The 13273-nt window shown below is 62.3% G+C and carries 14 protein-coding genes; 11 read left to right on the top strand and 3 right to left on the bottom strand.

Annotation, left to right across the window (positions count from 1 at the left end):
- Positions 1-20: 20 nt before the first annotated feature.
- Both hutX and BM216_RS23445 read right to left on the bottom strand, forming a co-directional pair.
- Positions 21-539, bottom strand: a complete 519-nt coding sequence (gene hutX, locus BM216_RS23450) for a heme utilization cystosolic carrier protein HutX (protein WP_093001639.1) — start codon at positions 537-539, stop codon at positions 21-23.
- 3 nt (positions 540-542) lie between these two features.
- Positions 543-890, bottom strand: coding sequence for a heme-degrading protein HmuQ (locus BM216_RS23445; protein WP_093001638.1), 348 nt, complete (start codon positions 888-890; stop codon positions 543-545).
- Positions 891-1089: 199 nt separating this feature from the next.
- Here BM216_RS23445 and BM216_RS23440 point away from each other — a divergent pair, with 199 nt between their 5' ends.
- From BM216_RS23440 to BM216_RS23430, 3 genes are read left to right on the top strand one after another with little or no spacing between them, the layout of a single operon-like run.
- Positions 1090-1950, top strand: a complete 861-nt coding sequence (locus BM216_RS23440; protein WP_348272011.1) for a heme/hemin ABC transporter substrate-binding protein — start codon at positions 1090-1092, stop codon at positions 1948-1950.
- Positions 1950-3035, top strand: a complete 1086-nt coding sequence (locus tag BM216_RS23435; RefSeq protein ID WP_093001636.1) for a FecCD family ABC transporter permease — start codon at positions 1950-1952, stop codon at positions 3033-3035. The genes BM216_RS23440 and BM216_RS23435 overlap by 1 nt, the downstream gene beginning before the upstream one ends.
- Positions 3032-3838 carry a heme ABC transporter ATP-binding protein gene (locus tag BM216_RS23430; protein WP_244530283.1) on the top strand — a complete coding sequence of 269 codons (807 nt, stop codon included), beginning with the start codon at positions 3032-3034 and terminating at the stop codon, positions 3836-3838. Before BM216_RS23435 ends, BM216_RS23430 begins: the two co-directional genes overlap by 4 nt.
- A gap of 10 nt (positions 3839-3848) precedes the next feature.
- Here the strand turns inward: BM216_RS23430 and BM216_RS23425 are convergent, their stop codons facing one another.
- Entirely contained in the window at positions 3849-4205 is a 357-nt protein-coding gene (locus BM216_RS23425) for a YbaN family protein (protein WP_093001635.1), read from the bottom strand.
- 188 nt (positions 4206-4393) lie between these two features.
- On the opposite strand from BM216_RS23425, the gene galE reads away from it, so the two are divergent.
- The 8 genes from galE (at position 4394) to BM216_RS23380 (ending at position 13223) form a co-directional block, all read left to right on the top strand.
- On the top strand, positions 4394-5383 hold the full coding sequence (gene galE, locus BM216_RS23415; protein WP_093001633.1) for a UDP-glucose 4-epimerase GalE: 990 nt from the start codon (positions 4394-4396) through the stop codon (positions 5381-5383).
- 12 nt (positions 5384-5395) lie between these two features.
- Positions 5396-5791, top strand: a complete 396-nt coding sequence (locus BM216_RS23410) for a VOC family protein (RefSeq protein WP_093001632.1) — start codon at positions 5396-5398, stop codon at positions 5789-5791.
- A gap of 13 nt (positions 5792-5804) precedes the next feature.
- A complete protein-coding gene (ung, locus tag BM216_RS23405; protein ID WP_093001631.1) occupies positions 5805-6500 on the top strand; it encodes a uracil-DNA glycosylase in 696 nt (231 codons plus the stop codon).
- A gap of 143 nt (positions 6501-6643) precedes the next feature.
- Positions 6644-7573, top strand: coding sequence for a VOC family protein (locus BM216_RS23400; protein ID WP_093001714.1), 930 nt, complete (start codon positions 6644-6646; stop codon positions 7571-7573).
- A 103-nt stretch (positions 7574-7676) separates the two neighbouring features.
- Entirely contained in the window at positions 7677-8291 is a 615-nt protein-coding gene (locus BM216_RS23395) for an alpha/beta hydrolase (RefSeq protein WP_093001630.1), read from the top strand.
- Positions 8292-8388: 97 nt separating this feature from the next.
- Positions 8389-9672: an NAD(P)/FAD-dependent oxidoreductase gene (locus BM216_RS23390; RefSeq protein WP_093001629.1), complete on the top strand. Its 1284-nt coding sequence runs from the start codon at positions 8389-8391 to the stop codon at positions 9670-9672.
- 72 nt (positions 9673-9744) lie between these two features.
- Positions 9745-11169, top strand: coding sequence for an aldehyde dehydrogenase family protein (locus BM216_RS23385; protein ID WP_093001628.1), 1425 nt, complete (start codon positions 9745-9747; stop codon positions 11167-11169).
- 149 nt (positions 11170-11318) lie between these two features.
- Positions 11319-13223, top strand: a complete 1905-nt coding sequence (locus tag BM216_RS23380; protein ID WP_093001627.1) for a diguanylate cyclase — start codon at positions 11319-11321, stop codon at positions 13221-13223.
- The last annotated feature ends 50 nt before the right edge of the window (positions 13224-13273 follow it).

Genomic DNA, 13273 nt, shown 5'->3' with positions numbered 1-13273 from the left:
GAATGCCGCCCATATCCAGTTTACAGATAGTGCGCGCGTAGAGCCTCGAACTTCGCAAGCTGGTCGGCCAGCAGCTCGCGCGCTTCGTCGCGGCGGACGAAGACCTTGAACATCGGGGCGCCCTTGCCGTTCATGAACCATACTGAACAGGAACGGCGGCCGTGGAAAGCGCGGTCGACGAAGGTGACCGAGGCGCAGTTGTCTTTCTTGATGTGACCGCCGATCGGGCTGTCGCCATGGATGTTGAACCAGCCGTGGCTTTCGGAGCCGGCGGGCAGAACGCCGTCGATCTCGGCCACGACATCTTCCGTGTGGACGAGAAACAGAACGACGCCCCAGCTGGTGAGCTCGGCCCAGATATCATCGAAGCTTTCCTTCGGCGCGATGACAGCCGAACCCTTGGGCAGGATTTCGAGGATCTCGGCGGCGGTCACGTCAGCTGCTGCAGCGATGGACTCCACGATGCCATCAGGCTTTTCGGCAAGTGCTGCATGCGCACGCTCGCGGCGATCCGGGTTGATTTCAGCGATCGCATCCATGGTTCACGCTGCATCGGCGACACGGGCGCCGGTCTTGTCTTCGTGGATGATGACCTCAAAACCCTCGAAATGCGGGCCGGAGAGATATTCGACCTTGCCGCGGTTCTCGCCGGCATTGGCATGGGCAGCGCGGAACTGTTCCGAGGTTGTCCAGGCCTTGAAGTGATCAAAGCTTTCCCAGACGGTGTGGGATGCGTAGAGCGTATGGTCTTCCGCCGTCGGACCCTTCAGCATGTGGAATTCGACATAGCCCGGCAGTTCCGCAAGGCGGCCCTGGCGGCCGCGCCACATGGCTTCGAAGGCCTCCTCGAAGCCCGGAACGACGCGAAAACGGTTCATTGCGATATACATGAAAACATCCCTCACTTAAGTTTCATTTGCCGGTCAAGATATCTGTCGGGCCTCCCCTTGAAAAGCCAAAAAAACTTGCGTAGTCAACTCAAGTTATTGAATTTTACGGCGTTGAACGTCTCATTGTCTGAAGACCTGCAGCAACGCGATTGGGTGGATCACAATGGCTTCCTTTTCCAGGCTCGGACGTTTGTTCGCGATGATTTTAGTCGGCTCAAGCCTCGCAACCGGCAGCGTATCCGCTGCCGACAAAGGCAATCCCGAGGCGAGGCGCATCGTATCGATCGGCGGCACGATCACCGAAATCCTTTATGATCTCGGCGCTCAGGACCGTATCGTCGCGCGCGATTCCACGAGCTTCTATCCGGCGGACGCCAACTCGAAGCCTGATGTCGGCTACATGCGGGCTCTTTCGGCAGAGGGCATTCTCGGCCAGAAGCCGGACCTGATCCTGATGGAGGAGGGCTCCGGCCCGCCGCCGGTTCTTGAGATTTTGAAGGCCAGCGAAGTGCCGATGGTGGTCGTCCCGACCCCGCCGGAAGCCAACAAGATCGGCCAGAAGATCCGCGACGTCGGTGCCGCGGTCGGCCTGTCCGACAAGGCCGAGGTGCTGGCCGCCGAGACCGAGGACGACCTGAAGGCAGTTGCCTCAGAGGTCGCCAAGATTACCGAGAAGAATGGCGGCGCGAAGAAAAAGGTCCTGTTCGTTCTCTCCGTATCCAACGGCCGCCTGATGGCCGGTGGCGCGGATACCGAGGCAGGCGCGATCATCGAGATGGCCGGCGGCGTCAACGCCGCGCCGTCGATCAACGGTTACAAGCCGCTTTCCGACGAAGCCGTCATTGCAGCGGCACCGGACGTCATCCTCTCCATGTCCCGCGGTGACCATTCCATCACGCCGGAACAGATGTTCGCGCTGCCTTCGATGCAGACGACGCCCGCCGCCGCCGACAAGGCGCTGGTCTCGATGGATGGCCTGCTGCTGCTCGGCTTCGGCCCGCGCACGCCCGAAGCGGCCCGTGCGCTTGCCGCCAAGATCTATCCGGGCGCGATCAACTGATGAAGGCGCTGGCCATGCCGTTCCGGCGGACGGGCGAGGGGGATCGGACGTCGCAGGGCGTCCTGGTTCTCTTTCTCCTCGTCCTTCTGCTGATCGTCGCGTGTCTCGTGTCGCTGCATGTCGGCCCGACCGGCGTCGGCCTGCGTGACCTCTGGGCCTATGCGACCGGCAATGGCGACAGCCTGACGGTGCAGGAGCGTGTGATCCTCGAAGCGGTTCGCCTGCCGCGCACGGCGCTCGGGCTGCTGGTCGGCGCGGGACTCGCCGTGTCCGGCGCGATGATGCAGGGCCTGTTCCGCAATCCGCTGGCCGATCCCGGCATTGTCGGCGTCACTGCCGGCGCGGGGCTTGCTGCCGTTGCGGCAATCGTGCTCGGTGCTACGGTGCTCGCTCCGCTTGCCATGCTGCTCGGCGGACAGTTCCTGCCGCTGATGGCCTTCTTCGGCGGTCTCGCGAACACCTGGATCCTCTATGTGATCGCGACGCGTGACGGTCGTACGTCGACCACGGCGCTGATCCTCTGCGGCATCGCCATTGGTGCGCTCACCGGCGCATTGATGGGCCTGCTGATCGTCACTGCCGACGACCGCCAGCTGCGCGATATCACCTTCTGGAGCCTCGGTTCTCTCGGCGGCGCTACCTATGGCCGGGTGCTGTCGATCCTGCCGTTCATTTTCGTCGTGCTTGCCATCATTCCCTTCGTTGCCCGCGGTCTCGACGCCCTGGTCCTCGGCGATGCGGCGGCCTTTCACATGGGCATTCCGGTTCAGCGGCTGAAGCGGATCGTTATCGTGGCCGTCGCCGCCGCCTGCGGCTCGACGGTGGCTGTTGCCGGGTCGATCGGCTTTGTCGGGATCGTGGTGCCGCATCTCCTGAGGCTCGCTATGGGCCCGTCGCACCGGTTCCTTCTGCCGGGGTCGGCTCTCGGCGGAGGCGCGCTTCTGCTGATCGCCGACAGTGTGGCGCGCACTGTCGCCGCGCCCGCCGAACTTCCGATCGGGGTCATCACGGCGCTGTTCGGGGCGCCCGTTTTCCTGTTTCTGCTGATCGGCAAGAACGGCATCGGCATGCGGGATCTGCCATGACCCAGAGTATGAGCGATGCCGTCATCATTGCCGACAAGGTCACCGTTACCCGTTCCGGCCGCAAGCTCATCGACGAAATCACCATCGGGCTGAAACCCGGGCAGTTTACCGTGGTGATCGGCCCCAATGGCGCCGGCAAGTCGACGCTGATGAAGGTGCTGTCGGGCGAGATGAAGCCGGATAGCGGGCATGTCACCTATTACGGCACCGGCGTCGAACTCTGCCAGCCGGTTGATCTGGCCCGGCGCCGGGCTGTGTTGCCGCAGGCGACGCAGCTTGCCTTTCCCTTCACGGCGCTGGAAATCGCCCGCATGGGCGCGGTGGCGCAAGGTGCGCTCAATCCGAGCGAAGAGGGCCGAAAGGCGCTGGCGCGTGTTGGGTTGCGGGGTTTCGAAAGCCGGCCGTATCCTTCCATGTCCGGCGGCGAGCAGCAGCGGGTGCAGTTCGCCCGTGCGTTGGCCCAGGTCCCGCAGCCGGTCGTCGACGGTATTCCGCGGGCGCTGTTCCTCGACGAGCCGACGGCCAGCCTCGATCTCGGCCACCAGATTTCGGTGCTGGAGGAGGCGCGCGACTTCGCTGCCGGCGGCGGCATGGTTCTCGCCATCCTGCACGACCTCAATCTGGCGGCGGAGTTCGCCGACCATCTGATCGTGCTCAATCATGGCCGGGTGGTCGCCGAAGGCGCCTGCCAGGAGACGGTCAACGACGAGATCATCTCGACGGTCTACGGCATCGCAGGCGCCGTCGGACGCCTGCCGGCAGCACATATTCCTTACGTCCTGCCGCAGTCCCGGGATCGCTGATCCTTGAAGCTCAGGCGCTCGGCCTGGTCAGCATGAATATGGCCGGGCCGATCATCAGCGCCGCGACGAGCAGCGCCAGCCATGCGGACGGGTGCGAGCCGAACCAGAAACCGACATAGCTCACCGCCATCAGCGAGATCGCCATGATCTTTGCCTTGCGCGAGATTGCACCGCGCTCACGCCAGTCGCGCAGCGGCGGGCCGAATGTCTTGTGGTTCATCAGCCATGCTTCGAGCTTCGGTGAGGAGCGGGCGAAGCAGGCAACGGCGAGCAGAAGGAACGGGGTCGTCGGAAGGATGGGCAGGAATGCGCCGATCACGCCGAGCGCGACGAACAGCCAGCCGAGACAGAGAAAAATGAGTCGCATGAAGGGCCTATGGCAAAATCCTGAACAGGATAGACAAGTTTGACGCCCGCGTCTTCACGTAAAGATTCAGGAGATGGCTGCCATCCACCGCGACAACCATTCCGTCCTTCGCATATGCAGCATACACCCTTCCCATTTGATCCTCGGCGGCTATATTGCCGCCGACTTCAACAATTCTCGAGGACATGATGTCGAAGAAGAAAGTGCTTGTCGTAGGCGGGGCCGGCTATATCGGGTCCCACACGTGCCTGGTGCTGGCGGACAAAGGCTACGAGCCGATCGTATTCGACAACCTCTCAAACGGACATGCAGAATTCGTCCGCTGGGGTGAACTGGAGCAGGGCGATATTCGCGATCGCGCCCGCCTCGACGAGGTCTTCGCCAAGCACAAGCCGGATGCGGTCCTGCATTTCGCGGCGCTGATCGAAGTGGGTGAATCGGTGAAGAACCCGGTCGGCTTCTATGACAACAATGTCATCGGCGCGCTAACGCTGATGTCGGCGGCGATGGATGCCGGCGTGAAGGCCTTCGTCTTCTCCTCCACCTGCGCCACTTACGGCCTGCCGGACCGCGTGCCGATGGACGAAACCCACAAGCAGGCGCCGATCAACCCCTATGGCCGCACCAAGTTCATCATCGAGCAGGCGCTCAAGGATTACGGGCAGTACAAGGACCTGAAGTCCGTCATGCTGCGCTATTTCAATGCCGCCGGTGCCGATTTCGAGGGCCGGATCGGCGAATGGCATACGCCTGAAACCCATGCGATCCCGCTCGCCATCGAAGCCGCCCTCGGTCGCCGCCAGGGCTTCAAGGTGTTTGGTGACGATTACGACACCCGCGACGGCACTTGCGTGCGCGACTATATCCATGTTCTCGACCTTGCCGATGCGCATGTCCGCGCCGTGGATTATCTGCTCGCCGGCGGTGACACCGTCGAGATCAATCTCGGCACCGGAACCGGCACGACGGTCAAGGAACTGCTGTCAGCGATCTCGGACGTCTCCGGCAAGCCGTTCCCGGTCGAATATGTCGGCCGGCGCGAGGGCGATTCTACCTCGCTCGTCGCCAACAATACCAAGGCGCGCGACGTGCTGGGCTGGGAGCCGCAGTATACGCTGGCCGATATCATCAAGTCCGCGTGGGACTGGCATTCCCGGTCGAACCACGTGATGAGTTAAGGAAGTTCTTGCATGGCCAAGCTGGTCCATTCGATGATCCGCGTCCTCGAAGAGGCGCGGTCGGTCGATTTCTACGACAAGGCCTTCGGCCTGAAGGTTGCAGATCGGGTGGCCTTCGACGGCTTTACGCTGATCTACCTGTCGAACCCGGAAACCGGGTTCGAGCTGGAACTGACCGTCAACGACGGCCGGACAGACGCCTATGATCTCGGCAATGGCTATGGCCATCTGGCTGTCACGGTCGAGGACATCGAGGTGGAATACAAGCGCTTCACCGATCTCGGGCTGACCATCGGCAAGCTGGTCGAGATGCCCCATAAGGGCAAGCCGTTTGCAAAATTCTTCTTTGTCACCGATCCGGATGGTTACAAGACCGAAGTCATCCAGCGTGGCGGCAGATTCCAGTAAGCAGGAGAACGACATGGCGGAAGGTGAGGTCAAGCTGGAAGAGAGCTGGAAATTCGCTCTGGAGAGCGAGTTTTCCGATCCCTACATGGCCGATCTCAAGCGTTTTCTCGTTGCAGAAAAGCAGGCGGGAAAGCGAATCTTCCCAAAGGGTTCGGAGTATTTTCGCGCGCTCGACCTTACCCCGCTCGATGAGGTGAAGGTAGTCATCCTCGGGCAGGATCCGTATCACGGCTTCGGCCAGGCGCACGGGCTGTGCTTCTCGGTCCAACCCGGCGTGCGCACACCGCCATCGCTCGTCAACATCTACAAGGAAATGCAGTCCGACCTCGGCATCCCGCCGGCAAGTCATGGCTTTCTCGAACATTGGGCCGAACAGGGTGTGCTGCTCCTGAACAGCGTGCTGACGGTCGAAGAGGGCAAGGCTGCCGCCCATCAGGGGCGCGGTTGGGAGCGCTTCACCGATGCAGTCATCCGTACGGTCAATGACGAATGTGACGGCGTCGTCTTCATCCTCTGGGGCTCCTATGCCCAGAAGAAAGCTTCTTTCGTCGATCAGCAGCGACATCTTGTTCTGAAATCCGCCCATCCGTCGCCGCTGTCGGCCCATAACGGTTTTCTGGGCTCGCGGCCTTTCTCCAAGACAAACGAGTATCTACAGTCGATCGGGAAGGATGCGATCGACTGGCAACTGCCGGAAAACGTTCAATAGGTGAACGTGAGCGGGTTTCCGTCAACGTTTGTCGAACAATCCGTTCGGATGTGATCGTCTATCCAATCCGGGCTCGATCGCCCAAATATCACCCCATGAACAGCGGGCCGCAGGCGCGGCTCCAGAGAGACAAGGGGTTTGACATGCTTACCCAGATCAAGGGCCTCCACCACGTCACGTCGATGGCTGCGAGCGCGTCCACCAACAACAGGTTCTTCACCGACACGCTCGGCCTGCGCCGGGTGAAGAAGACCGTCAATTTCGACGCGCCGGATGTCTACCATCTCTATTACGGCGATGAAGTCGGCACGCCCGGTTCGGTCATGACCTACTTCCCGTTCCCGCATATCGCTCAGGGCCGTCCAGGTACCGGCGAAGTCGGCACCACGATCTTCTCGGTTCCGCAGGGTTCGCTCGGCTACTGGACCGATCGCCTGACAAAGGCCGGTGCCGATGGCCTGAAGGCCGATGAAGCTTTTGGCGAAAAGCGCCTGCATTTTGCCGGTCCGGATGGTGACGGTTTTGCGCTGGTCGAGGTGAAGGATGACAATCGTGCTCCTTGGACCGGTAATGGCGTCAGTGCTGAGGAAGCGATCCGCGGCTTCCACTCCGCCTCGATGCGGCTTCGCGACGAAGGCTCTACGGCAGAATTGCTGAAGTTCATGGGCTACGAACAGGTCGATGCCAAGGATGGCGTTACCCGCTTCGGTATGCCCGGCGGCAATGGCGCGGATTTCATTGATGTCGAGACGATGCCAAACATCAACAGCGCCCGTCTCGGCGCAGGCTCCGTGCATCATATCGCTTTCGCCGTCGACAACCGCGAGAAGCAGCTCGAAGTGCGCAAGGCACTCATGGACACGGGCTATCAGGTGACCCCGGTGATCGACCGCGACTATTTCTGGGCGATCTATTTCCGCACGCCGGGCGGTGTGCTGTTCGAAATCGCCACGAACGAGCCGGGCTTCGACCGGGACGAGGATACGGCCCATCTCGGCGAGGCGCTGAAGCTGCCGACGCAGCACGAGCACCTTCGCAAGGCGCTCGAAGAACATCTCGAGCCGATCGCGTAAAGCCCATTTGGGGCAAGGTGGCTTACCGCCCTGCCGACCTTCCTTCTACGCAATTCCAGATGCAGGCTCTCCTCGCTGGAATTGCTCTCTTTTGGAGATTTCCATGAGTTACGACAGCTATTTGCACCGGGCGCGGCCCGGTGCGCCCGGATCGCCGATCCTGTTCACCTTTCACGGCACAGGCGGCGACGAGAACCAGTTCTTCGATTTCGGCAGCCGTCTGATACCGGGCGCCACGGTCGTTTCGCCCCGTGGCGACGTTTCCGAACATGGCGCGGCGCGGTTCTTCCGCCGCAAAGCGGAGGGCGTTTATGACTGCGACGACCTTGCGCGCGCCACCGCGCGGATGGCCGAGTTCGTGACGGCCAATCGCGACCGTTACGAATCTTCCACCGTGCTCGGCCTCGGCTTTTCGAACGGTGCCAACATTCTCGCCAACGTGATGATTGAAAAGCCCGGCCTGTTTGAAGCCGGCGTGCTGATGCATCCGCTCATCCCCTTTGCGCCTGCGGAGAGGACTGTCCGAGAAACTGCCCATGTGCTGATCACCGCAGGCGAGCATGATCCGATCTGCCCCGTGCCGGCGACGTTGAAGCTCGCCGACTACTACAAGCAGCAGGGCGATGCCGTCACGCTCGAATGGCATTCGGGCGGTCACGAGATCCGGCCGAACGAGATCGAAGCGATCAAGATGTTCCTTGCGCCCTATGGGGCGTGAGGTGGATGGACGGCATATCCGCCGCCTGTCAGTCGCCGATTGCAGGTGTCGGTGAAGCTGCTAGGTTCGGCTCATCATCTTGAGCCGGACGCAGCCCTTGGAACTGCCCTTTTCAGACCCGATCTGGCAGAGGCCGGCAAACAGACACCGGCTACACACGCCGCTTGAAACCAGCGAGACTGTCGATGTCGCGATCGTCGGCGGCGGGCTGCAGGGGCTGTCGACCGCCTATCACGCTGCATGCCGTGGCCTCGCCGTCCGCGTCATTGAGGCACGACGGATCGGCCAGGGTGCTTCCGGTCTCAACGGCGGACAGGTCATTCCCGGCCTGAAGCATGATCCCGAAAGCCTGGTCCGCATGCTCGGGGAAGAGCAGGGGGAGCGTCTGATCTCCTTCGCTGCGGGGACTGCCGACGCGGTCTTCGGACTGATAGAAGATCGAGCGCTTGATGTTCCTAACCGGCGCAACGGCTGGATACAGGCCTGCCATACCCATACCGCGCTTGCCTCCGCTGCCGATCGCCATCGCCAATGGCAGGCGCGCGGTGCCGATGCAGCCCTTCTTAATGCCGCCGAAATCAGCCGGATGACGGGCAGTACAGCCTATGTCGGCGGCTGGCTGAACAGGAGGGCAGGCGTCGTCGATCCGCTCAGTCTGACCCTGGAGCTCGCGCGCATCGCTTCCGAGGCCGGCGCTCTCATTGCAGAGGAAGAGACGGTTTCCGGCATCCGGCGGGAAGGCGGTGGATGGCGTCTCTCGACTGCGTCGGGAAAGGCGATCCGGGCAAAGAAGGTGGTCGTGGCCACAAACGCTTATTCTGAAGCTCTCGTCCCGGGATTGCGCGAAAGCCTTGTGGCGCTGCATTCGTTTCAGATCGCCACCGCAGAACTGCCTGCCTCGCTGCTCGAGACGATCCTGCCCGGCGGGCAGGCGGCGTCCGATTCTCGCCGCATCCTGAATTATTACCGTATCGGGCCGGGCGGGCGCTTTGTCCTCGGTGGCCGTGGCAGAATGAGCGTGCCGAAGAGCGAAGCCGACTGGCGGCATCTTGAGCGGTCCATGGTGCGGCTCTACCCGGCGCTTGAGGGTATCCGGATCGAGCGGCGCTGGTTCGGGCGGGTTGCCGTGACGCCGGATTACATGCCGCGCCTCCATGCGCCCGAGGATGGGTTGATCATGCTGGCTGGGTGCCAGGGCAGGGGAGTCGCGATGATGACGGCGATCGGCGGCCCATTGGCCGAGTTCCTTCAGACTGGCGAAGCGCGCGCCCTGCCGTTCCTGTTATCGCCGATCCGGCCGATCCCCTTCCACCGGTTCCGTCGCGTCGGCGTCGGAGCGCATGTCGGCTGGTATCGCCTGCTCGATCGTCTCGAAAGATGACCTGTTTCGGCTTGCGCCGCCGAAATCCGTATCTGATAGTGCGTCGTCGTCTGTCCGGCAGGGAGGTCCGCAGTGAGCAATCACCTGAAGTTCTTCATCGATGGAGCCTGGGTGCCGCCTGTCGTTCCGGTGGCGCTCGATGTGATCGACCCTTCGACCGAGGAGGCCTTCACGCAGATCGCCGTCGGCTCCAAGGCGGATGTCGACAAGGCGGTAGCCGCTGCGAAGGCGGCATTCCTGGCTTTTTCCCGATGGACGCAATCCGAACGTCTGCAGCTCCTAAAGCGCATCCTTGCCGAATATGAGAAGCGTGCCGAAGACATCGCGCAGGCCGTCAGCCGGGAAATGGGCGCGCCGATCGCCTTTGCTCGCGATTCCCAGGTTGGTGCCGGTCACGGGCATCTGAGTGCCACGATCGCGGCGCTGGAAAATTACAAGTTCACCGAACAGCGCGGCACGACGATGATCGTCAAGGAGCCGATCGGCGTCGTGGCGCTGATCACGCCGTGGAACTGGCCGCTCAACCAGATCACCTGCAAGGTCGGTCCGGCGATCGCTACCGGCTGCACCATGGTGCTGAAGCCGTCCGAAATCGCGCCGATCTCCGGCATCATCTTCGCCGAGGTGATGGAAGCCGCCGACGTGCCGAAGGGCGTGTTCAACATGATCAACGGCACCGGGCCGGATGTCGGCCAGGTCATGGCCGGTCATCCGGATGTCGACATGGTCTCGTTCACCGGCTCGACACGGGCGGGCATCATCGTCGCCAAGACGGCGGCCGATACGGTGAAGCGCGTGGCACAGGAACTCGGCGGCAAGTCGCCCAACATCATCCTGCCCGATGCCGATCTCGCCCAAGCGGTCGCCGATGGCGTGACAGGCTGCTTCGGCAATTCCGGCCAGTCCTGCGATGCGCCGACGCGCATGCTGGTGCCGCGCGATCGTCACGACGAGGCGCTGGAGGTTGCGAAGGACGCTGCCGAGAAGCTGGTGACCGGTGACCCGCAAGGCGAGGGCATCGATCTTGGACCCGTCGTCAGCCAGGTCCAGTTCGACAAGATCCAGCGGCTGATCGAGGCCGGCATTTCCGAAGGCGCAACGCTCGTCACCGGCGGGCCGGGACGACCGGAAAGCCTCAACCGCGGCTACTACATCCGCCCGACCGTATTCGGCAATGTCACCAATGACATGACGATCGCGCGGGAGGAGATTTTCGGGCCGGTTCTCTCCATCCTGCCCTATGACAGCGAGGAAGAAGCGGTCGAGATCGCCAACGACACGCCTTATGGTCTGGCAGCCTATGTGCAGGGTGAGGTGGAGCATGCGAGAAAGATCGCCCCGCGGCTCAGGGCCGGATCGGTCTATCTCAATTATCCGGACTGGGATCTGTTTTCCTCGTTCGGCGGCTACAAGCAATCCGGCAACGGGCGCGAATATGCCGATTGGGGCATTCACGATTTCCTTGAGATCAAGAGCGTCGTCGGCTACGGCGGTTAGCTCCGGGCGATATCGCCGGATCATCAGAGAGCGTTAACTCTGCCGAAAGCTCGTTCGGCTTGAGGGCGTCGTGCTAACTGATCGTTATCTGAGCAGGATTTAAGGCTGGGATATAAACAGCTTTATGGAGTGGCCGCGAGGTTGATGGGTTGAACAGTCTTTGGATAGGCCTGCTGGCGAACACGGCGATCGTGGCGCTGGTGATTTCGTTCTGGTCTAACCTCCGTCTGGCGGCTTTCGACCGGCCGGGCGCTTTCCATCGTCTGGAAATCGGCTGCCTGTTCGGGATGGGCGCGATCGGCGTGATGTCGATCCCGTTCCAGATCAGCGAAGGCTTCTTCATCGATCTGCGCATGACCATGATCGGCACGGCTGCCTTCATCGGTGGACCCGTGGCCGGGGTGGTGACCGCGCTCGTGGCGGCCATCTTCCGCATCTATCTCGGCGGCGCCGGCGTTCTCATCGGCCTGGCGGGCATTGTCGTGGCCGCCGCCGTTGGTCTCATCGGCTACCGTTTCAAGGCTGCAGAAGCGCCTAGCATCAAGGAAAGCGTCATCTTCGCGCTTGCCATGGCAGCAAGCTCTTCGGTGCCGTCACTCATTCTCTCTCTCGACAACTCGTCCGGCCTGCACATCCGCCTGCCGTTCATGACCATCGTTTTCCTTGCCTCGCTGATGGCTTCGCTCGCGATCGCCAACGAACTGCGCCGCCGCGAGATCGACCAGCGCAACCACATGTATCGACACGTCATCGACAGCCTGCCGGACGCGCTCAACGTCAAGGACCGTGAAGGCCGGTTCATCATGGCCAATCCGGCGACGGCCGAACTGATGCATGTCGATGGCGTGTGCACGCTGATCGGCAAGACGGATTTCGACTTCTACCCGGCAGAGATCGCCGCCGCATTCAAGCTTGATGAGGAGAAAGCCTACAGGGCGGCGGTCCCGATCGTCGAGGAGCAGGAACTGGCGCATCTCGATGGCACCAAGGCCTATCTCTCGACCCTCAAGGCGCCGTTCACCGATGCCGATGGCCAGTGCATCGGGCTGATCACCCACAATCGCGACATCACCGACAAGAAGCGGCTGGAAGTGGCGCTCACCCAAAGCGACCGCCGCGCCGCCGAGGCGCTGTCCAGCATTTCCGACGGCCTCGTCATGTTCGACAAGGACCTGACGCTGGTCTTCTGCAACGAGCGCTATCGCTCGATGTTCTCGATGACGGCCGATCTGCGCGTGCCCGGCACGGCCGCGGCCGCGATCCTTTATGCCTCGATCGCGCGGGGAGAGCTGATCGGCATTCCGCAGGAACAGGTCGCTCAGTGGGTGGAAGCGGCACTTAGCCGGCTGCGCGAGGCCGGAACCGTGCAGTTTCCGCTGTCCGACGGCCGCTGGATCGAGTCGCGCACGCGGCCGACGCCGGAAGGCTCCTGCTTCGTCATCTGCTCGGACATTACCGCGGCCAAGCAGCATGAGCTGAAATTGCAGGACATGAACGACAAGCTTTCCGTGCTTGCCGAGACCGACGGCCTGACCGGGCTGCGCAATCGTCGCGCCTTCGATGCCGTCATGGTGCAGGAGATCGAGCGGGTTGGCCGCGGAGAAGGCGGGCTGGCGCTGCTGATGGTCGATGTCGACTACTTCAAGCGTTTCAACGACACTTATGGTCATGGGGCGGGCGACCGCTGCCTGAAGGCGGTGGCCGACTGCCTTCGCGCCTCTGTCCGTAACCCTACCGATAGCGCAGCGCGTTATGGCGGCGAGGAAATGGCGCTGGTCCTGCCCGATACGGACGAGAAGGCCGCACTTGCGATTGCCGAGGATTTCTGCCGACGGCTGCGCGAATTGCACATCCCGCATTCCGGCAGCCATATCGGCATCGTCACCGCAAGCGTTGGTGTCGCAGCGCTGCCGAGTGGTGGCCCGGTCATCAAGGCGACGCGTCTTGTTTCTCGCGCGGACGAAGCGCTTTATGCCGCCAAGGGCGCCGGCCGCAATGGGGTGAAGACCTGGGAGCCCAGCCGCCCGCGCATCGTCCATTCGGATATCGCCTGATCCGGGCACGTCGACAATGTGCCCACCTTGCCCGCGACAAAGGTGAGGCA

It is taken from the genome of Rhizobium sp. NFR07, assembly GCF_900111905.1.
GTDB lineage: Bacteria > Pseudomonadota > Alphaproteobacteria > Rhizobiales > Rhizobiaceae > Neorhizobium.
Note: the sequence above shows the minus strand (reverse complement) of the source record. Positions and strands in the feature narration are given on the sequence as shown.